18 protein-coding genes and 1 riboswitch are annotated in these 19,635 nt (G+C 40.2%); of the genes, 13 read left to right on the plus strand and 5 right to left on the minus strand.

Translation table 11 applies throughout. The features are described from left to right. Nucleotides 1–47: 47 nt before the first annotated feature. Together I6J03_RS00750 and I6J03_RS00755 are read right to left on the minus strand one after the other, a co-directional pair. Nucleotides 48–401 (minus strand): nuclear transport factor 2 family protein, encoded by a 354-nt coding sequence (locus I6J03_RS00750; RefSeq protein WP_003007321.1) that lies wholly within the window; start codon nucleotides 399–401, stop codon nucleotides 48–50. 55 nt (nucleotides 402–456) lie between these two features. Beyond that, nucleotides 457–2,238 carry an ABC transporter ATP-binding protein gene (locus tag I6J03_RS00755; RefSeq protein ID WP_003007323.1) on the minus strand — a complete coding sequence of 594 codons (1,782 nt, stop codon included), beginning with the start codon at nucleotides 2,236–2,238 and terminating at the stop codon, nucleotides 457–459. A gap of 192 nt (nucleotides 2,239–2,430) precedes the next feature. Here I6J03_RS00755 and mazG point away from each other — a divergent pair, with 192 nt between their 5' ends. The 13 genes from mazG to kdsB all read left to right on the plus strand — a co-directional run bounded on the left by mazG (nucleotide 2,431) and on the right by kdsB (nucleotide 16,795). After that, nucleotides 2,431–3,237: a nucleoside triphosphate pyrophosphohydrolase gene (gene mazG, locus I6J03_RS00760; protein WP_003007325.1), complete on the plus strand. Its 807-nt coding sequence runs from the start codon at nucleotides 2,431–2,433 to the stop codon at nucleotides 3,235–3,237. A 58-nt stretch (nucleotides 3,238–3,295) separates the two neighbouring features. After that, a riboswitch (TPP riboswitch) is annotated at nucleotides 3,296–3,390 on the plus strand. Between the two features lie 64 nt (nucleotides 3,391–3,454). Then, nucleotides 3,455–3,658, plus strand: coding sequence for a sulfur carrier protein ThiS (gene thiS, locus I6J03_RS00765; protein WP_003007327.1), 204 nt, complete (start codon nucleotides 3,455–3,457; stop codon nucleotides 3,656–3,658). Nucleotides 3,659–3,684: 26 nt separating this feature from the next. Next, nucleotides 3,685–5,502: a phosphomethylpyrimidine synthase ThiC gene (gene thiC / locus I6J03_RS00770; RefSeq protein WP_003007330.1), complete on the plus strand. Its 1,818-nt coding sequence runs from the start codon at nucleotides 3,685–3,687 to the stop codon at nucleotides 5,500–5,502. A 6-nt stretch (nucleotides 5,503–5,508) separates the two neighbouring features. Next, nucleotides 5,509–6,105 carry a thiamine phosphate synthase gene (locus I6J03_RS00775; RefSeq protein ID WP_003007334.1) on the plus strand — a complete coding sequence of 199 codons (597 nt, stop codon included), beginning with the start codon at nucleotides 5,509–5,511 and terminating at the stop codon, nucleotides 6,103–6,105. Next, entirely contained in the window at nucleotides 6,095–6,724 is a 630-nt protein-coding gene (locus tag I6J03_RS00780) for a thiamine phosphate synthase (protein ID WP_003007338.1), read from the plus strand. Before I6J03_RS00775 ends, I6J03_RS00780 begins: the two co-directional genes overlap by 11 nt. Then, nucleotides 6,708–7,490, plus strand: coding sequence for a thiazole synthase (locus I6J03_RS00785; protein ID WP_003007341.1), 783 nt, complete (start codon nucleotides 6,708–6,710; stop codon nucleotides 7,488–7,490). The genes I6J03_RS00780 and I6J03_RS00785 overlap by 17 nt, the downstream gene beginning before the upstream one ends. Before the next feature lie 9 nt (nucleotides 7,491–7,499). After that, nucleotides 7,500–8,615: a 2-iminoacetate synthase ThiH gene (gene thiH / locus I6J03_RS00790; protein WP_003007344.1), complete on the plus strand. Its 1,116-nt coding sequence runs from the start codon at nucleotides 7,500–7,502 to the stop codon at nucleotides 8,613–8,615. A gap of 53 nt (nucleotides 8,616–8,668) precedes the next feature. Further along, complete coding sequence (locus tag I6J03_RS00795; RefSeq protein ID WP_003007347.1) at nucleotides 8,669–9,379, plus strand: HesA/MoeB/ThiF family protein; 711 nt, start codon at nucleotides 8,669–8,671, stop codon at nucleotides 9,377–9,379. A 425-nt stretch (nucleotides 9,380–9,804) separates the two neighbouring features. Beyond that, nucleotides 9,805–12,861, plus strand: coding sequence for a SusC/RagA family TonB-linked outer membrane protein (locus I6J03_RS00800; RefSeq protein WP_003007351.1), 3,057 nt, complete (start codon nucleotides 9,805–9,807; stop codon nucleotides 12,859–12,861). 21 nt (nucleotides 12,862–12,882) lie between these two features. Beyond that, nucleotides 12,883–14,187, plus strand: coding sequence for a RagB/SusD family nutrient uptake outer membrane protein (locus tag I6J03_RS00805; protein ID WP_003007355.1), 1,305 nt, complete (start codon nucleotides 12,883–12,885; stop codon nucleotides 14,185–14,187). 155 nt (nucleotides 14,188–14,342) lie between these two features. Next, a complete protein-coding gene (trpS, locus tag I6J03_RS00810; protein ID WP_003007359.1) occupies nucleotides 14,343–15,341 on the plus strand; it encodes a tryptophan--tRNA ligase in 999 nt (332 codons plus the stop codon). 20 nt (nucleotides 15,342–15,361) lie between these two features. Then, entirely contained in the window at nucleotides 15,362–15,976 is a 615-nt protein-coding gene (locus I6J03_RS00815) for a deoxynucleoside kinase (protein ID WP_003007361.1), read from the plus strand. A gap of 78 nt (nucleotides 15,977–16,054) precedes the next feature. Beyond that, nucleotides 16,055–16,795: a 3-deoxy-manno-octulosonate cytidylyltransferase gene (gene kdsB / locus I6J03_RS00820; protein ID WP_003007365.1), complete on the plus strand. Its 741-nt coding sequence runs from the start codon at nucleotides 16,055–16,057 to the stop codon at nucleotides 16,793–16,795. A gap of 60 nt (nucleotides 16,796–16,855) precedes the next feature. Here the strand turns inward: kdsB and I6J03_RS00825 are convergent, their stop codons facing one another. From I6J03_RS00825 to I6J03_RS00835, 3 genes are all read right to left on the minus strand, one after another. After that, complete coding sequence (locus I6J03_RS00825; RefSeq protein ID WP_201694073.1) at nucleotides 16,856–17,857, minus strand: hypothetical protein; 1,002 nt, start codon at nucleotides 17,855–17,857, stop codon at nucleotides 16,856–16,858. 110 nt (nucleotides 17,858–17,967) lie between these two features. Beyond that, entirely contained in the window at nucleotides 17,968–18,873 is a 906-nt protein-coding gene (locus I6J03_RS00830) for an aldo/keto reductase (protein WP_201694074.1), read from the minus strand. Then, on the minus strand, nucleotides 18,860–19,633 hold the full coding sequence (locus I6J03_RS00835; protein ID WP_003007377.1) for an FKBP-type peptidyl-prolyl cis-trans isomerase: 774 nt from the start codon (nucleotides 19,631–19,633) through the stop codon (nucleotides 18,860–18,862). Before I6J03_RS00835 ends, I6J03_RS00830 begins: the two co-directional genes overlap by 14 nt. Nucleotides 19,634–19,635 lie beyond the last annotated feature (2 nt).

The following is a 19,635-nucleotide window of genomic DNA, read 5'->3' on the forward strand; positions in this document are numbered from 1 at the left end:
GATCTCTCTTTCCATAAGAAGAGAGATCATGATAAAAATCTTCTATCCTATTTTTCTGTCATAGTATACGTTCGGATTACATGCAAATGGTCCAGATCATCAAAGTCATAAACCGTACAGATCTGCCTTACCTTCTCTCCCGTTTCTTCATTACCAAAAGCTACTTTCGCCTGAATAACGACATTATTATCATCTTCAATAATATTAATAATATCCAAAGTAACCTGACCTGTGGTATCTGAAGCCTTCAACTCTTTACTGTAAGCCACTAAAGCAGCCTTTCCTTTTAATACTTCCTTTTCACTGATATGCCATTCTACGTAATCTGACAAATGAGGAAGGACAAGATCAAAATCAAGAGACGAAAATGATTCAGCTATTTCTCTATGTGATGGTATCATATATTACTTTATTTATTCTGAACAGTTCATTCTGCTCTCTGTATTATATAACAATCTATTCCCGTATAGAGTTTGTTATTTTGTCGATATTCAGACTATTTGCCATTGCCATAAAGATTTTATAATACGTTCCTTTTAGTTCATACAGCTCCTCATGCGTCCCATCTTCCATGACCTGTCCTTTCTCCATCACGATAATGTGAGAGGCATCTATAATCTGCGAAATACTATGAGACACAATAATCACTGTGCGCCCCACTTTTATAGCATCCAGACTGTTTTTTATCTGTTCAGTAGCAATAGCATCCAGATTAGCTGTCGGTTCATCCAGAAAAATAATTGGCGGATTTTTGAGAAAGAGACGGGCAATAGCTATCCTTTGCTGCTGTCCTCCAGACATCAGGTGCGCCTCTGATTCATATCCATCCGGCAACTCCAGTACCTGATCATGAATATACGCCTGTTTTGCAGCATACACCACTTCTTCCATAGTAGCATCAGGTTTACCATAGCGGATATTCTCTGCAACCGATCCTTTAAAAATATGATTGCGTTGCAAGACCAGGCCAATATTCTCACGAAGAAAAGCGGTATCATATTCAGCCAGATCCACACCATCCAGTAAAATCTGACCTGAGGATGGCTCATAAAATTTATCCATCAGATTGATAACCGTACTTTTGCCAGCGCCACTCAACCCCACAAGAGCTGTAATGTCATTAGGCCGGATAGTCATATCTATCCCTTTCAGCGCTTTTGTACCGTTAGGGTATTCAAAGGATACATTTTTAAGTTCTATCAAACCCTTGATACGTGCAGGACGATATTTACCGGACTGCTCAATTTCTTCATCAGATTCAAGAATTTCAAAGAAACTTTCCGAATAGATCAATGCATCATTTACCTCATCATAAATACGGTGTAATTGTCTGATCGGCGCAGACACATTGTTGAATAGCATCACATGAAACATAATGGCTCCAAGGGTCATCTGTCCGTCTAATACAAAATAAGACGTCAGAATAATAACAATCACGATTCCGATCTGTTCTATAAAGCTCTTGATACTATCAAATAAAAAGCTCGTTTTTCGGGTTGCCATCTGATTTTCTGTCATTTCATACTGAATCTTTTCATGACGGTCTGCCTCTAGCCGCTCTCTGACAAACGACTTGATAACATTAATTGAATCAATCAGGTTGATAATCTGATTACTCTTATTCTCCCGGTATCTGCGCATATTACGCCGAAAACCACTCAAACGGTTAGCCTGCACCTGACTAACGTAAAAATAAATCGGTACGATCAATAGCCCGACCAGTCCGACATAGAAATTAGCAGCAAACATACAGGCAAGAGCCACGATAGCATTTGCAAATAAAGGCAATATATCAATAAAGAAATTCTGAACCAGACGTGTCAGGCTGCTGATTCCGGAATCTATCCGTGTCTGCAACTTACCTGATTCATTTTTGGAGGAAGTATAAAAAGCCATACGATAGCTGAGTATCTTCTCCACAATCAGTTGGGCAAAATCCCTTGCAATATAGATTCTCAGCTTTTCACCATAAAATTTCTGTCCGAACTGCACGCAGGAATAAATGATCTCCTTTAATAATAAAATAATTGAAATAACGGTGAGCAGATAAAGCCCTTTGGACAAAGGCTGTTTAGCAACCAGCAGATTGCTGATAGAGTCTACTGTATATTTAAGAATAAAAGCATTAACCTGGGCCGCAAAAGAACCGATAACAGTCAGTATGAGCGTATAAACAATAAGATTTTTATACGGTTTGGCAAATGGTGTAATCTTTTTTAACAAATTAGAAATGGTCATACAGAATATTCATTGTGTAATAACGGGAACAAACTTCGGGAAATATGGCGCTGTAAACATTGACAATTATCAAAAAACACCTTCATAATAACTTTCTATACCGCATATTTGTTTGTTTAATACCTTTAAAATTCTACAATCTTTATTACTCTCCCCAACAATATCCGTAACTTTAGACTATATTTTTAGTCTATGGCACATATTCCTCCTGCTCCGCAACACAGTCCTGCTACGGCCTTCCAACGTTTACTGGATGTTCTCTATACATTAAGGGTTGAATGCCCCTGGGATAAGAAACAGACAATGGAGTCTCTGAGACACCTTACCATTGAAGAAATGTACGAACTTACTGATGCTATTCTGGATAAAGATTACCCCGAAATCAAAAAGGAATTGGGAGATGTCATGATGCATCTCGTATTCTATGCCCGTATAGCAGAAGAACAAAACAGATTTACACTGGTGGATGTGCTCAATGTTGTCTGTGACAAATTGATTAACCGCCATCCGCATATCTATGGAGATATAAATGTAGAAGATGACGAGCAGGTGAAATCTAACTGGGAAGCGATCAAATTAAAAGAAGGTAATACATCGGTACTCTCTGGTGTACCCAAGGGACTGCCTGCATTGGTAAAAGCGTATCGTATACAGGATAAAGTGAGAGGTGTAGGCTTTGACTGGGAGGATAAAAAACAAGTCTGGGAAAAAGTTGAAGAAGAACTGGCCGAATTTAAAGCCGAATTCAATATCGATAACGGAGAAGCTATTGATGCTGAAAAAGCTGAAGGCGAATTCGGAGATTTACTATTTTCACTGATCAATTATGCCCGCCACGTGGGTATCAATCCGGAAAATGCATTGGAACGGACAAACAAAAAGTTCATCAAACGCTTTACTTACCTGGAAGAAAAAGCAGCTGAAAACAAACAGAAATTACAGGAAATGTCCTTAGCAGAAATGGATGTCTACTGGAACGAAGCTAAAACGCTCAGCTAATTATTAAAACTTAAAATATGCATATGGATTTTTTTATCTCATAAAAATCCATATGTTTGTAATACTTTAGGGGTGTCTGCAAAAGCAGGCTGAGACTTACCCTTTGAACCTGATCTAGTTCATACTAGCGTAGGAAAAAGTAGATGACTGACCTGTGTACCTGTACACACCGTAGCCATTCCTAAAGTATAAATCTATCATTTTAAACTTTAGGAATATGAACTTTACCCTCAACGGTCAGACCAAACCCCTTCTATCTTCACTTACATTAAAGCAATTGCTGGATCAGGAAATTCCGGATAAACAGACAGGTATTGCTGTAGCCATCAATGATCAGGTCATCCCAAAAGATCAATGGACCGGTCATGCTATTCTATCCAATGACAACATTCTCATCTTCACTGCCGCTCAGGGAGGTTAATTAATCACCGTATCATTCCATAAAATATGAAAGATCAACACAGCATCTCAGCCACTCCCTTTCCAAATTCTGAAAAGGTATTTGTAGAAGGCCATCTCCATCCTGTAAAGGTAGCTATGCGCCGTATAAACTTAAGTGATACCAAACTTTCTAACGGAGGTGTACAGCACAATCCTCCGATTACCATTTACGACACTTCGGGTCCATATACCGATGTAAATGCAGTGATAGACGTACGCAAAGGCTTACCCCGTATACGTGAACAATGGATACTGGACAGACAGGATGTAGAAATACTGTCCGGAATAAGCTCAGAGTACGGTATCCGCAGAAAACAAGATCCTAAACTCGATTCACTGCGCTTTGAATACGCTCATCAGCCAAAAAAAGCTATAAGCAACAAAAATGTAACGCAGCTGCATTATGCCCGTAAAGGAATAATCACAGCCGAAATGGAATATGTAGCCATTCGTGAAAATCAAAAAATCGAACAGTTACAACAGGCTACAGCAGGTATGGAGCATCAACACAAGGGATATTCATTCGGAGCGAATACACCTGTAGGAAAGATTACACCCGAATTTGTCCGTGACGAGATTGCAGCGGGCAGAGCCATTATACCCAATAATATCAATCATCCCGAAAGTGAACCTATGATCATCGGGCGCAATTTTTTGGTTAAGATTAATGCCAATATAGGCAACAGCGTAGTCACCTCCAGTATCGAAGAAGAAGTGGAAAAAGCAGTATGGGCATGCCGGTGGGGAGCAGATACAATAATGGATCTGTCAACGGGACAGAATATTCATGAAACACGGGAATGGATCATACGCAATTCACCTGTACCTATTGGTACTGTGCCGATCTATCAGGCCCTGGAAAAAGTAAATGGTGTAGCCGAAAACCTTACATGGGAAATTTTCAGAGATACGCTTATCGAACAGGCTGAACAAGGTGTATCTTACTTTACCATACATGCCGGTGTACTGCTCCGCTACATACACCTCACTGCCAGACGGATCACCGGAATCGTATCACGTGGCGGGTCAATTATGGCTAAGTGGTGTCTTTTCCATCATAAGGAAAATTTTTTATACACCCATTTTGAGGAGATCTGCGAAATTATGAAAGCCTATGATGTAGCTTTCTCGCTTGGCGATGGATTACGTCCGGGTGCAATAGCTGACGCCAATGATGCAGCACAGTTTGCCGAACTCGAAACCCTTGGTGAACTAACACATATCGCCTGGAAACATGATGTACAGGTTATGATCGAAGGTCCGGGACATGTCCCTATGCACCTTATCAAAGAAAACATGGACAAGCAACTACAGGAATGCCACGAAGCACCTTTCTACACGCTTGGACCGCTTACAACAGATATCGCACCGGGATATGATCATATCACATCCGCTATCGGGGCAGCGATGATAGGATGGTTTGGCTGTGCTATGCTATGTTATGTGACGCCCAAGGAACATCTGGGACTGCCGAATAAAAAAGACGTCAAAGACGGAGTCATTACCTACAAACTCGCTGCGCATGCTGCCGATCTGGCAAAAGGCCATCCGGGAGCACAGTACAGAGATAACGCACTGAGTAAGGCGCGTTTTGAATTTCGCTGGGAAGATCAGTTCAATCTTTCTCTTGATCCGGATACCGCAAGAGAATTTCATGATGAAACACTTCCCGCAGACGGAGCTAAAGTCGCTCATTTCTGCTCAATGTGCGGACCTAAATTCTGCTCCATGAAAATTACACAGGAAATCCGGGAAGCGACAGAACAGGGACTGCTGGAGAAATCACAGGAATTTATCGATAACGGCAAACAACTTTATCTCTGAAAAAATATGATTATAATATCACCGGATACCATCACTCCGCAGCATATCGAACTCATACACGCCATTCCATGGTCTGATGCACTGCTATATCATCTTCGTTTGCCGTCGGCCGCAAAAGATGATATAGCCCATATACTGGAAGATATAGATAAACATCTCTATCCGTTCATTGTATTACATTATCATAAAGAAACTGCGTTAAAGGCAGGTATAAGACGAATACATATCTCCACAGATAAGAAAAAAGAAATAAGCATACCAGACACAGATCTGATTCTGTCCGTATCTACACATCATGTAGATGAGTTCAACAGCCTGGATGCAGATATCGCTTATGCTTTTATCAGTCCGGTATATCCCAGTATTTCAAAAGAAGGATATCAGGCAACAGCAGAATTCAAAATCCACAATATACAGCACAGAAGCAACTTAAACAGCAAAATGATTGCTTTAGGAGGAATCACAGAATACAATATATCTGAATTAAAAGCTTTGGGATACGATGACGTTGCTCTGTGTGGTTATATCTGGCAACATTCTGATCCTCTGTTTGCTGCAGATAAATGCTTTTCTATTTCTCAAACGACATCATATGTACAGTAGATTACAATATATTTCCACCGGAAATACGGTAAATGAACAGCTCAATAACATCAGAAAAGTCTTGGAGAATAAAGGCAACTGGATACAGCTTCGCTGGAAGAATGCGCCCAAAACCGCATTGATAGATCTTGCTTTTCAGGTTACCGAATTAAAAAAACAATTCGATTTTACTTATATTATCAATGACCATGTCTCCATAGCCTACAAGGTCAATAGTGATGGTGTTCATTTGGGGCTGAAAGACCTTTCTGTACAACAAGCCCGAAATTTCTTGGGTTCTGATAAAATTATCGGCGGCACAGCCAATACAGCAGAAGACGTACGTCAGCGCATTGCTGAAAACTGTGACTACATAGGTCTTGGTCCTTTAAGATTTACCTCTTCCAAACAGAACCTAAGTCCGGTTCTTGGCTATGAAGGATATCAAAACATTATACAGGAGATACAAAAGGAAGATCAGCATCACCCTCCTATCTATGCTATCGGAGGTATAAAACAGGAGGATATTCTTCAACTGCAGCATATCGGCATCTACGGTGTTGCAGTCTCTTCCCTGCTGACTCACTCCGTCAGCACGCAATCAATCATTCAACATATCAATCATGAATTTTATGGATAATCTTACTATTGCCAACCGCAGCTTTCAGTCTCGTTTATTTGTTGGAACCGGAAAATTCGGTTCGGGAGAATTACTGGAAAAGGCTGTGTTAGCCTCCGAAAGCGAATTAGTAACTGTTGCACTGAAACGTATCAATACCAATGACGAACAGGATCACCTTATCCGTCATTTACAGCATCCTCATATCCACTTATTACCCAATACCTCAGGAGCACGAACGGCAAAAGAAGCCGTATTAGCAGCACAACTAGCCCGTGAAGCCTTAGAAACCAACTGGATAAAACTGGAAATTCATCCGGATCCCAAATATCTGTTACCTGATCCTATAGAAACACTCAAAGCTGCCGAAGAACTGGTGCAACTGGGATTCATTGTCATGCCTTATATACATGCCGATCCCGTACTTTGCAAACGGCTGGAAGATGTAGGCACACAGACTGTCATGCCTTTGGGATCACCAATCGGCAGCAATAAGGGACTCCGGACTATTGATTTCCTGGAAATCATCATCGAGCAAAGCTCCGTACCGGTAATTATAGATGCAGGTATAGGCTCTCCCTCTGATGCAGCCAAAGCAATGGAACTGGGCGCCGATGCAGTGCTCGTGAATACAGCAATTGCCGCAGCTGATGACCCTATGGCCATGGCCTATGCCTTCAAACTTGCAGTAGAGGCCGGAAGAATAGCTTATCTGGCCAAACTTCCACCCGTGACCCAGCAAAGCTATGCATCAAGCCCCTTCACCTCCTTTCTACAACAGACCTAATATAAAACCATGAAAACCCAATTTAAAGATATATTCGATCAATACGACTGGGATACGATTAAGAAAAAGATTTATGTAGTCTCTGAACAACAGGTAAAGCAAGTATTAGCCAAATCCAAAAGAAACCTGCAGGACTTCTTAACTCTCCTTTCTCCTGCAGCGGCTCCCTTTCTGGAGGAAATGGCTGCACAGTGCCACTATCTTACAAAAAAGAGATTTGGAAAAACCATCCAATTGTACGCACCACTCTACCTTAGCAACGAATGCAACAATATCTGTACCTACTGCGGATTCAGCATGGACAACAAGATTAGAAGAAAAACGCTTAATGATGAAGAACTGATACGTGAAGTCTTGTTTCTCAAAAATAAAGGGTTTGACCATGTTTTGCTGGTTACCGGCGAAGCCAATTATACTGTCAATTTACTTTACTTTCTGAATGCGATGGATAAGATCAGATCTTATTTTTCTAACATTTCCATTGAAGTCCAACCTCTTACATTACAGGAGTATCAACTCCTGCAGCAGGCAGGAGTATATGCTGTACTTGTATATCAGGAAACATATCATAAAGAAGTTTACAAAACCTACCACCCGAAAGGCAAAAAATCCAATTTTGATTTCAGGCTGGATACTCCGGACAGAATCGGTCAGGCAGGTATACATAAAATAGGGCTTGGCGTCTTGTTAGGTCTGGAAGACTGGCGTGTAGACAGTTTTTTTAACGCCCTCCATATTGATTACCTGCAAAAAACATATTGGCAAACCAGGTATTCGGTATCGTTTCCGCGTTTGCGCCCTGCATCCGGTATCGATGAGCCCAATTTTCATATGGATGACCGGGATCTTTTACAGTTGATATGTGCATACCGCCTGTGGAATGAAGATCTCGAAATTTCTATTTCCACAAGAGAAAGTGAAAACTTCCGAAATCACATTATTCCTCTGGGAGTCACGACTATGAGCGCTGAGTCTAAAACAAATCCCGGAGGATATACAGTCGATCCGCAATCTCTGGAACAGTTTGAAATATCGGATGAAAGACCTGTGTCAGATATAGAACAGCTTATCAGATCCAAAGGTTATGAAGCTGTATGGAAGGATTGGGATGCTGTATTTTCATAATACCATTTGCTCAGATAACTTAAACAGATTATACTACTTTTAAACATTCTCAAATGCTCCCCAGAGAAGAAATACTACGTTACAAGAAACATATTATGCTTCCGGAAATCGGAATAGAGGGCCAGGAAAAAATACGAAATGCCCGGGTACTGGTAATCGGATCAGGAGGCTTAGGATCACCTATACTCTCCTACCTGACAGGTGCCGGAGTAGGTACCATCGGGATTATTGATTTCGACCGGATTGAAAAAGACAATCTGCACCGCCAGATTCTTTTTACGGAAAGTGATCTCAAAAAAGATAAAGTAACAACAGCTATCCTCAGACTACAGTTACATAACTCAGAAATTCAGTTTATCGAGCATAACCTAAAATTAGATTCTTCAAATGCTTCTGAAATTTTTGAAGCATATGATTTGATTATTGATGGCAGCGATAATTTTGCCACACGTTATCTTAGTAATGATACCTGTGTATCACTTGGAAAGCCCCTTATTTTTGGAAGCGTATTGAATTTTCAGGGACAACTCGCTGTATTTAATCACAATGGCTCTAAAAACCTGAGAGATCTGTTTCCCGTACCTCCTCCTGAAGAAGATGTCCCTAATTGTGATGAAAATGGAGTCATAGGTACACTTCCGGGTATTATCGGTTGTATGATGGCACAGGAAGCATTAAAATTAATAACAGGATTACCTACTCTTCACAACGAATTTGTATTATTCGATACGCTGCAGTTGCAGATGCGCAAACTACGCTTTTAACCTCCGTTCTGAATAATCCTTATTCAGAAAAAGCATATTCCAATTACATATTTCTTAACCCATAAAGTGCAATTTATTTCGATATTCATAAATAATACCGAAATAAGTTGCACATTTTCTTTTTTTCGAATAAAACACCAGAAATAAACACAAAAACCTGTAAAACAAATAATTATATTAAAAAATGAGCTGATTTTAAATTTTATGGAAGAGTATAGAAAACAAAATAAGAATAAACAACTTCCGCTAAATAAAAAATTAATTACTTAAAAACCAGACTTTTACAGATACAAAACAAATAATTACACCCAAAAACAAATTTTTATTTCTAAAATCAAGTATAATTAACCAAATTTACATTAAACAACAAAAATGCGCTACTTTGCGTGTTTTAAAACGAACTAACAATTTTAACACATTCGATTATGAAGAAATCAGCATTACTTCTACTAAGTACGTTTCTGCTTCTGGCTCAGGCTATAGCGCAGCAAATAACTGTCTCAGGAAAAGTTACGTCAGGCGGTACTCCGGTAGCCGGAGTATCTGTCAGTGTAAAAAACACAAAAGAAGCGACCCTCACGAATCAACAAGGGGATTATTCCGTCAAAGCAAAGCAAGGGGATGTATTAATATTTTCACATATCGGCTATGTCAGACAGGAACAAACAGTCGGCACTTCAACAAATATACCTGTTCAGTTACAGTCGGATGCCGTTGGACTGGATGAAGTCATCGTAACGGGTACTTCACAAGGAACGACCCGAAAACAATTGGGTAGCTATGTAAGCTCAGTAAAGGGCGATGATCTGAATAAAGCTCCAAGTGGAAATGTACTGGCTTCCTTACAAGGTAAGACAGCCGGTGCGCAGATTAGTCAGAACTCCGGAGACCCGGCAGGAGGAATCAGTGTAAGATTACGCGGAATCAGTTCTGTCAATTCTTCTTCTGAACCCCTTTACATCATCGATGGTGTCATTGTTAGTAATAATACGACAAGAGTGACAAATACTTCTGCCAACTATGACGGAGGTAACTTTGTAGGTAGTATCGGACAAAACAGAATGGTAGATATCAATCCGGCAGATATAGAGCGTATCGAAGTATTAAATGGTGCTGCAGCCGCTGCTATATACGGATCCAGAGCCAATGCCGGTGTCATCCAGATTTTCACCAAAAAAGGCGTTAGCGGAGCTCCGCAAATTAATTTCGGAACCAGTCTGACCTTAGGTCACTTACGTAAACAGGTAGAAGTAAATGAATCGCCTGTGAAATTCGGAGGTTCACCAAATGTATTTACACAGGATGTAATTGCTACCCCTTTACAAACGACGACCACTCCTGTTCAACGCTACAATTATCAGGATTACATCTTTCGTTCTTCCACAGGAACTGATAATACCCTTTCTATTTCAGGTGGAAATGACAACACAAAATATTATACTTCTGCCGGATACTTCTCCAATCAGGGAATTATCAAAAACACGAATTTCAGAAGATATAATTTCAGAACAAATTTAGACCAGAAACTGAATGATTGGGCTAAATTTAGTGCCGGATTGAATTATGTAAAGAGTTCTGCAAATGAAAAACCGGATGGAAACTCCTTCTTCTCACCTATGAACTCCGTGACAATCCTCGGCAATTTCCATGATATATTTGCACGTAATGAGAATGGCAATTTAATGGCTGTCGGTGAACGCGGGCGAGTCAATCCTGTTTCAGTTATTGAAGATATCAAGCAAAGACAAGAAACAGATCGTATAATTGCGAATGCCAACCTGAAACTGACTCCAGTAAAAAATCTGACTTTGGATTTCACAATGGGGGTTGACAATTCGGCTCAGAATGGGACTACTTATATTCCACCGTTTGCATATAATGTAAACCCGGACTTCTTTGGTGGCGGCGCTTCACTTGACGGAACACTAAATGGATATGCAAGTACGGCTAATAATAATGCTTTTCAGTTTAACAACGAATTGAATGCCACATATGAAGCCAAAATATCAGATATTCTATCATCCACAACGCAGGTGGGCTACTCCTATCAATATGAAAAGAGTAAATATGCACTGATCAGTGGCCGGGGACTTGCTCCGCTCATCGAAACTGTCAATGCAGCTTCGACTCCCCTGCCTGGAGTGGATGGACGTACAGAATTGTCTGTCAGTGGTGGATATATTCAGCAAAATTTTAAATACAGAGATCACCTCTTTGTAACCGGCGCCTTACGGATTGATCAGTCGTCCGTATTTGGAAAAGATTTCCGTACGCAGAAGTACCTGAAAGGTAGTGTAAGTTATGTATTATCTTCTACTGAATACTGGAAAAAATTAGGCGTTTCATCTTGGTGGGATACCTTCAAAATACGCGGAGCATACGGCGAATCCGGCAACCTGACAGGGATCGGTGCTTATGCAAGATTCAATGCTTACGAGACGCAGTCCTTCCTGGGCAGAGCTTCTTTATTCTCCAGTGCAACACTGGCAAATGAAAACGTTAAACCTGAACGTCAGCGTGAACTGGAATTGGGTACAGATCTCTCCTTTTTCAAAAATCGCTTAGGTCTGCAATTCAACTGGTACAACAAGAAAGTAGACGATCTTTTACTAGCCAGCGTCATTGCTCCATCTGTAGGATTTTCCAATTTACTTGACAACATCGGTTCACTCCGTAATAAAGGGATAGAAGTCGTTTTGAACGGAACACCTGTAAAAGGTGAAAAATGGAACTGGAATAGTTCCTTTATCTATAGCCGGAATAGAAATGAAGCGTTGGATGTAGGCGGTCTCAGATTATTCAGCACCAATTCCGGAGCTCCGGTATCCATTATCAACGGACAACCTATTGGGGTATTCTACGGAACATTCTTCGCCCGCAATCCGGACGGTAGTTTATTGACTAATGCAGCAGGTATCCCGATGATCGAACGTGGTATTCAAAATTCTGCAACTACATTTACACCACAGCGTGATGCAAACGGAATGCCTACAGGCACTACACTACGTAAAGTGCTGGGTAATCCAAATCCGGATTACACCTTTTCTTTCGTCAATGATATCAGTTATAAAAAATTAAGCCTTCATGTACAACTTGATGCTGTAAGAGGAGGAGACGTATGGAATGCAGACTGGAGGACCCGTCAAGGTGTAGGAAATGGTAAAGTAGCTGAGCAGGAACAAAAAGGCGAGTTACCACGTGGTTATGTTTCCGGAGTATACGCTATCGAAGAATGGCGTATTGACAACGGATCATTCGTCAAATTAAGAGAAGTATCACTAAGCTATAATGTGGGAAGAGTAAAATACTTTAAAGATCTGACCATCAATGTCAGCGGACGAAATCTGATCTCATGGGATAATTATAAAGGATATGATCCTGAACTGAATGCCGGAGGACAATCCACTATTCTGCGAAACATTGACTTCGGAGCAGTACCTATTCCACGTACATTTAGCATAGGCTTATTGACCAAATTCTAATTTATTTTAACGAAAAAGATCATGAAAAAACTTAAAAATATAACTTCACGTCAGTTCTTTGGTATAGGCCTCAGCTTTGTATTGCTGGCTACCTCCTGTTCCAAAGAATATATGGATCCATCCAGAGCCAGTAATGAGACAGCCCTTGGCACTTCACAGGGACTTACGTCCGTCGCAATAGGCCTGCAAAGAGTGTATACATTGGGACGCACTGGTGTGCTCTTCAACTCAGTAGCGGCGAATGGATTTGTAACCAATGAATTTCAGTTACTAAATGCAGGCAATATCCCGGAATTACAACTTAGCACCGGAGGCAACGCAGTGGATGGTACAAATACAATTCTGGCTAACCTATGGACCAGTTCCAACAAAATCGTCTATGATGCAGACCTGGTCTTGCAGAATGCGGACAGATTGGGAGACAAAAAATACGCTGCAGGTCTTATTGCTTATACCAGTATTTTTAAAGCTCTTGCTATTGGAAATATGGCACAGTACTGGGAAAGTGTACCGGATGGAACAGGTAAAAATGTCTCATTTATAGACAGAAAAGCAGCTTTTACGAAAGCGATCAATTTACTGGATAATGCGCTTAATATTATTGCTGCAAATGCTATATCTACCGAATTTTTGAATAATGTTCCGGTGGATGTGAATATTATCAATACCATCCACGCATTAAAAGCCAGATATGCATTGTTTTCAGAAAACTACACGCTTGCTTATACTGAAGCGAATCTGGTAGATCTGACAAAGCCCTCCTTTTTTAAATTTGATGCTATATCTCCAAATATTCTGTTTACCATTATATCTTCCAATAATGTATTTCAGCCTCAAAACATCAATCTGGGTCTGACAGGTGCAAATATCCCGGATGCAGCAGATAAGCGCGTTACATTTTACACAAAATTTGATGGTTCACCTGCAACAATCAGAATGAGAGGATTTGCCACAGCTACAACCAGTCCATTCCCGATCTACCTTCCAGGTGAAATGATCCTGATAAAGGCGGAAGTACTGGCACGTCAGAATAATACAGATGATGCGGTGACAGAATTAAATAAAGTCATCACTAAAACACCTGAATCAGAGACACAATATGGATTGGGAGCCGCATTACCGGCACTAAGCGGAACCTTGACGCAACAACAGGTATTAAATCTTATATATAAACACCGTTGTATAGAACTCTACGCTTCCGGATTGAAAATAGAAGATATGAGACGTTTTAATCAACCTACAGCCGATCGTAAACGCAATTTCTTCCCTTATCCGTTTCAGGAAAGAGATAATAATACAAATACCCCGCCTGACCCAACTTTTTAACAACACCCCTGAAGGAGAGCATTTAGCTCTCCTTTTTTGTTTCTCCGGTCAAACAGATCCAAATAAGCTTATAGCATAAGAGCAGTATACAATTCTCTACCCCTGACACGAAATACAACGTAAATCAAAATAAAAATCGCTAAATTCGCATCAATATGGAAACTGTTGTTAGCGGTATCAGAAGTACCGGAAAATTACACTTAGGAAACTACTACGGTGCATTAAGCAATTTTGTAAAAATGCAAAACGAGTATAATTGTTTCTTTTTTATTGCCGATCTACACTCTTTAACGACTCACCCTACTCCACATAGTCTTCAACAAACAGTGAGACAGGTTGTTGTAGAATATTTAGCAGCGGGAATCGATCCTGAAAAATCAACTATCTACATCCAGTCCGATGTACCAGAGGTGGCAGAATTATATCTGTATATGAACATGAATGCCTATATGGGTGAACTCGAACGTGCTGCTTCTTTCAAAGATAAAGTCAGAGCTGATCCGAACAATGTAAATGCAGGTTTGCTGACCTATCCCGTATTGATGGCTTCAGATATTCTGATTCACCATGGAACGAAGGTACCTGTAGGAAAGGATCAGGAACAGCACCTGGAAATGACACGCACCTTTGGTAATCGTTTTAACAGACTCTATGAGGTAGATTATTTCAAGGAAGCATTTGCTTTTTCGTACTCCGATAAACTGATAAAAGTACCGGGACTGGACGGACAGGGGAAAATGGGCAAATCCAACGGAGATGCCAATTGCATATACCTGTCAGATACACCTGATGCTATTCGTAAAAAATTAATGCGTGCCGTATCTGATGGCGGACCAACAGAAATGAACCAGGTAAAACCTGAACCTATACAGAATCTCTTCGATCTGATGAAAGTCGTATCTCCGGCCTCTACAGTTCAGCATTTTGATGACCTGTACAATAAATGTGAAATTCGCTATGGCGACTTCAAAAAGCAACTCGCGGAAGATATGATCATCGCAACAGAAGATGTACGCTCACGAATAGAAGAGATCTCTGCTGATAATGATTACATCTCCAAAGTGGTTAAATTAGGGGCTGACAAAGCCGGCGAATCTGCACGTAAAACGATAAAAGAAGTACGTGAGATTATTGGATTTAAAAAGTTTTATTAAGAAGAATTAGGAAAAATAACATGCATATTGCTATTGTCGGAAATATAGGAGCAGGTAAAACAACCCTGACTCAGCTTTTAGCAAATCATTTCAAATACGAACCTCAGTTTGAAGCGGTAGATAACAACCCTTATCTGGAAGATTTCTATGCAGATATGAAACGTTGGGCATTTAATCTGCAGATCTTTTTCCTGAACAGCAGATTCAGACATATTGTACAGCTGCAGGAGAAAGGTATAGATATGATACAGGATCGTACCATATACGAAGACGCCTATATCTTTGCTGAAAATTTATTTGATATGGGGCTGATGAGTGAGCGGGACTTTGAAAATTACAGCAATATTTTTCAGAGCATCATTCATTACATCAAACCTCCGGATTTGCTGATCTATCTGAAAGCATCTGTACCTACTCTGGTCAATAATATTCAAAGAAGAGGCCGTGACTATGAATCCGCAATCCGTCTGGACTATTTGTCTAAGCTAAACGACAAATATGACAAATGGATCAATAATTATAAAGATGGTAAAGTGATGGTACTCGACAAGGACAATCTGGACTTTACCAGCAATCCGGAAGATCTGGGTTTCATTATCCAAAAAATAGAAGCAGAACTATTTGGACTTTTTTAAAAGCTAAACAATTGAGATCTGGAAGTGACAAAAATAAAATGGAATCACTTCCAGATCTTTTAAATACACTATACATTTATGAAAACTATTGGAATAATCCCTGCACGTTATGCATCCTCCCGGTTTCCGGGAAAACCGCTGGTCGATATTGCAGGAAAATCAATGATTCAACGTGTATATGAACAAGTGAAACAAACTCCCGGCTTACACGAAGTCGTAGTCGCTACAGATGACACACGCATTGAGGAGCATGTACGTAGTTTTGCTGGCAATGTAGTTCTGACTTCAGAGACACATGAATCAGGTACAGATCGTTGTGCAGAAGTCATATCCAAGGTTTCCGGATTTGATATTGCTGTCAATATTCAGGGAGATGAACCTTTTATCAATCCCCTGCAGATCGAGTTACTGATTTCTTGTTTTAAAAATGAGCATACACAGATCGCAACACTCGTTAAAGAAATTCATACGGAAGCCGAACTGTTGAATGTCAATATACCAAAGGTAGTGCGGAGTGTAAGTGGTGAAGCTATATATTTCAGTCGCCAGACCATTCCGTTTATCCGCAATACCGAACAGAAAAACTGGCTGACTTCGCATCAATTTTATAAACATATAGGCATATACGGTTACAGGGCAAATATCCTGCAGGAACTGACTAAACTTCCTGTTTCTATTCTTGAGAAGGCGGAATCACTGGAACAACTTCGCTGGGTAGAAAACGGATACCGGATTCAGACTGCTGTCACTACACATGAGACCATTGCTGTAGATACACCGGAAGATCTGGAGCATATTATGCAGACGTACTTCAGGTAAATCTATCTTATCCTTTTTTTATAGCGTTAATACACGTTGCCCAGACTTCTAGCAAATCAACTATAATTTTGACACCTTGATAAAACTACCGTTGTAAAAGTCAATTTTAGTAACATATTGTTCTGTATTATTAGCAGCGAGAGCCGCGCCCAATGCACCAAATAAAACAGAAGCAGCAATTACATTGCTGGCAGAAGCTGTCGTCCTGCTTAGTCCGTTAAAAAAATAGTCCTTATCATTCTTATAAAGCGGATAGAATGTGCCTTCACTTGAAATATAAGCCAATCCGTCAACAACAACAGCATAACACTTATTGGCTTTCAGGCGCTTCAGTTTTCCATTAGAATCCGGAGAATAAAACCCCTTCGTTAAATCATTATTGAGGAGAGACACATTTGCTTGGGGTAGCTGATCTCTAAAATGTAAATAATCATAATACACCCCATCATTTACAATTCCATTACTGTAAAGAGTCACCTTAGACTTTTCTATATTTTCAAAATCCAAAACCTGTGATTGAGTATATCGGATGGTATCTGTAGGCGATTTTCCTAAATTATCTTTCAGAAAATGGCTTACAATATAACTGGCATGACGGAGCAACCCCTTAGTTACATCCATCCCCTTATTAATATGAGCAGTATCAATTGTAGCCAGTCTTTGATAAGATTCATCCTTATTCTTCACGAATAAACTGGCTCTCAAATCAAAAAAACCTGATTCAGAGAAAGCACCCGTCAATTCGGCTACAGCAAATTTCTGTATTACGAGTGTAAGTGCCCCGTCACTCTTTTCGCCCGATACAAGAAAACCCAATTGTTGCTGAATTTGTTTCTCCAAAGGAATTTCGGGTATGACCTGCGCTTTAGAATTAAGTAGACCAACTTGAATAATACCCAGATTTTCTTTAAAATCCCGGTTATCAATAACTTCAATAGTATTATACAGACTCGTTTCAACTTTCTCTGAAGGAGAGATAAGCAAAAAATCCCGGGTTCTTTTCTGTGCATAGGTTTGTCCTGCCAGACAAATGGTTAGCGCAAAAACAAATACTCTTTTCATAAAAGTAGGTTAGTAATTATCTTAAAAATGAAGATAATAAATAGAGAATCCTAATAAATTAAAACATTAAAAACAGAAATAAAGATAAGTGCCAGATTTTCAGAAGATAACTAACGATGCTCCGAATATAAAAACGGACGTATTTCCTGACGCAGACGAGTCCAGTCTTGAACAGACAGACTATCCAAATCCTCAGATGCCTCCAGAATCTCATTCAACTGCGCTTTAGTACGAATCCCCATAATAGCAGAAGCTACAGCAGGGTGTTGCAATACATAACCCATAGCGATACTTAAGGGTGACACCTGTTTTTCTTCTGCAATTTTTGCAATATGTCTGGCTGCATGTTGCACCTCTCCCGCAGTAAATTGCAGATAGGCTTCTGCCGTCTTATTTATCAGCACCCCCTTAGCTATCGTACCCCGGGTTACTACACTGATATTTTTTTTCAAAAGCTCATCCAGTACGGTCTCTTCAGGTCGATGATCCAGAAGATTATACTGCATCATCACACTAGTGATATTAGATCTTTCAGCATATTCATGTATCACATTGGGGCGGATACTGGACAATCCGTAGTACCGGATTTTACCTTCAGCCACTAATTGTTCGAAAGCCTCAATAATTTCATCTATGGGATCCTCTATAGTTCCACCGTGAAGCTGATACAGATCAATATAGTCCGTGTTAAGTCGGGAGAGAGAAGTTTCTACCGTCTTGATTATATACGGTTTGGATGCTTTCCAGTCCCAGCCACTTCCGTCTGCACGCCAATGATTACCGACTTTGGTTGCCAGCAAAATATCCTGACGAAAGGAAGAGACCGCCTTTCCGACGAACTCTTCATTCCATCCGTGATCATACAAATCTGCCGTATCAAAGTAGTTGACACCTCCTTCATAGGCCTGCATAATCAGATCCACTCCCGAAAATGTCAGACTCTTGCGGATAGACATGCAACCGAATCCGATCGCAGAAACCTGTAGATCTGATTTTCCTAATTTATTTTTTATCATCTTCCATGTCAGCCACCGGTAACGACTTCAATTCTCCTTTTTTGATTTCTAATAATTCAATATCAAAAATTAAAGTACTGTTTCCCGGAATTGGCCCCGAACCGTTTGGTCCATAGCCCAATTTAGAAGGAATGTAGAAACGGTACTTAGAACCTACAGACATCAGGGGAATACCCAATTTCCAGCCTTCAATTACACTAAGTAGATTTAATGTCAGCGGAGTACCACGATCATAAGAGCTGTCAAAGGTTTTGCCGTCCAGCAATGTACCTTTATAATGTGCGACAATCTCGTCCTCACTTGTCGGTTTCGGACCTTCCGTCTTTGTGATAATTTCATACTGTAAGCCTTCAGGAGTAGTGATAACACCTGGTTTGGTCTTATTTTTAGCAAAAAATTCATTTTCAGCTTTTAACGCTACAGCATTCTTCGCATCAGATGCTTTTTGAATACCATTACTGATGATTTCTACATTTTGCTCTTTCGTAAATTTACCGTTGCTACCTTTCAGTGCTTCTTCCAGACCTTTTTTCATCAACTCAATGTTAAGAGGTAACTCCATAGGTTTGACAGACGACCCGATATCAAAGCCTAAAGCATAGGAAAGAGAGTCTCCGGAATTTTTCAAAACAATCCCCTGCTGTGCGGGACGTGAGGTAGATGTTCCCTTTTTAGCGGGGGTTGTGCCTTTTTTCTTCACCTGAGCTCCGGCACACAATGTTAGTGCAGTAAGAAAACCAACTGCTAAAACTTTTCTCATTT

Origin of the sequence: Sphingobacterium spiritivorum (assembly GCF_016724845.1) — a bacterium.
GTDB lineage: Bacteria > Bacteroidota > Bacteroidia > Sphingobacteriales > Sphingobacteriaceae > Sphingobacterium > Sphingobacterium spiritivorum_A.

Excerpts from the sequence above, each read along its gene's own strand:
- I6J03_RS00805 (WP_003007355.1), top strand. The coding sequence starts at position 12,883 with ATGAAAAAACTTAAAAATATAACTTCACGTCAGTTCTTTGGTATAGGC.
- I6J03_RS00800 (WP_003007351.1), top strand. The coding sequence starts at position 9,805 with ATGAAGAAATCAGCATTACTTCTACTAAGTACGTTTCTGCTTCTGGCT.
- thiC (WP_003007330.1), top strand. The coding sequence starts at position 3,685 with ATGAAAGATCAACACAGCATCTCAGCCACTCCCTTTCCAAATTCTGAA.
- I6J03_RS00775 (WP_003007334.1), top strand. The coding sequence starts at position 5,509 with ATGATTATAATATCACCGGATACCATCACTCCGCAGCATATCGAACTC.
- thiS (WP_003007327.1), top strand. The coding sequence starts at position 3,455 with ATGAACTTTACCCTCAACGGTCAGACCAAACCCCTTCTATCTTCACTT.
- I6J03_RS00780 (WP_003007338.1), top strand. The coding sequence starts at position 6,095 with ATGTACAGTAGATTACAATATATTTCCACCGGAAATACGGTAAATGAA.
- kdsB (WP_003007365.1), top strand. The coding sequence starts at position 16,055 with ATGAAAACTATTGGAATAATCCCTGCACGTTATGCATCCTCCCGGTTT.
- I6J03_RS00825 (WP_201694073.1), bottom strand. The coding sequence starts at position 17,857 with ATGAAAAGAGTATTTGTTTTTGCGCTAACCATTTGTCTGGCAGGACAA.
- I6J03_RS00795 (WP_003007347.1), top strand. The coding sequence starts at position 8,669 with ATGCTCCCCAGAGAAGAAATACTACGTTACAAGAAACATATTATGCTT.
- I6J03_RS00835 (WP_003007377.1), bottom strand. The coding sequence starts at position 19,633 with ATGAGAAAAGTTTTAGCAGTTGGTTTTCTTACTGCACTAACATTGTGT.
- I6J03_RS00750 (WP_003007321.1), bottom strand. The coding sequence starts at position 401 with ATGATACCATCACATAGAGAAATAGCTGAATCATTTTCGTCTCTTGAT.
- I6J03_RS00830 (WP_201694074.1), bottom strand. The coding sequence starts at position 18,873 with ATGATAAAAAATAAATTAGGAAAATCAGATCTACAGGTTTCTGCGATC.
- I6J03_RS00785 (WP_003007341.1), top strand. The coding sequence starts at position 6,708 with ATGAATTTTATGGATAATCTTACTATTGCCAACCGCAGCTTTCAGTCT.
- I6J03_RS00755 (WP_003007323.1), bottom strand. The coding sequence starts at position 2,238 with ATGACCATTTCTAATTTGTTAAAAAAGATTACACCATTTGCCAAACCG.
- trpS (WP_003007359.1), top strand. The coding sequence starts at position 14,343 with ATGGAAACTGTTGTTAGCGGTATCAGAAGTACCGGAAAATTACACTTA.
- thiH (WP_003007344.1), top strand. The coding sequence starts at position 7,500 with ATGAAAACCCAATTTAAAGATATATTCGATCAATACGACTGGGATACG.
- mazG (WP_003007325.1), top strand. The coding sequence starts at position 2,431 with ATGGCACATATTCCTCCTGCTCCGCAACACAGTCCTGCTACGGCCTTC.
- I6J03_RS00815 (WP_003007361.1), top strand. The coding sequence starts at position 15,362 with ATGCATATTGCTATTGTCGGAAATATAGGAGCAGGTAAAACAACCCTG.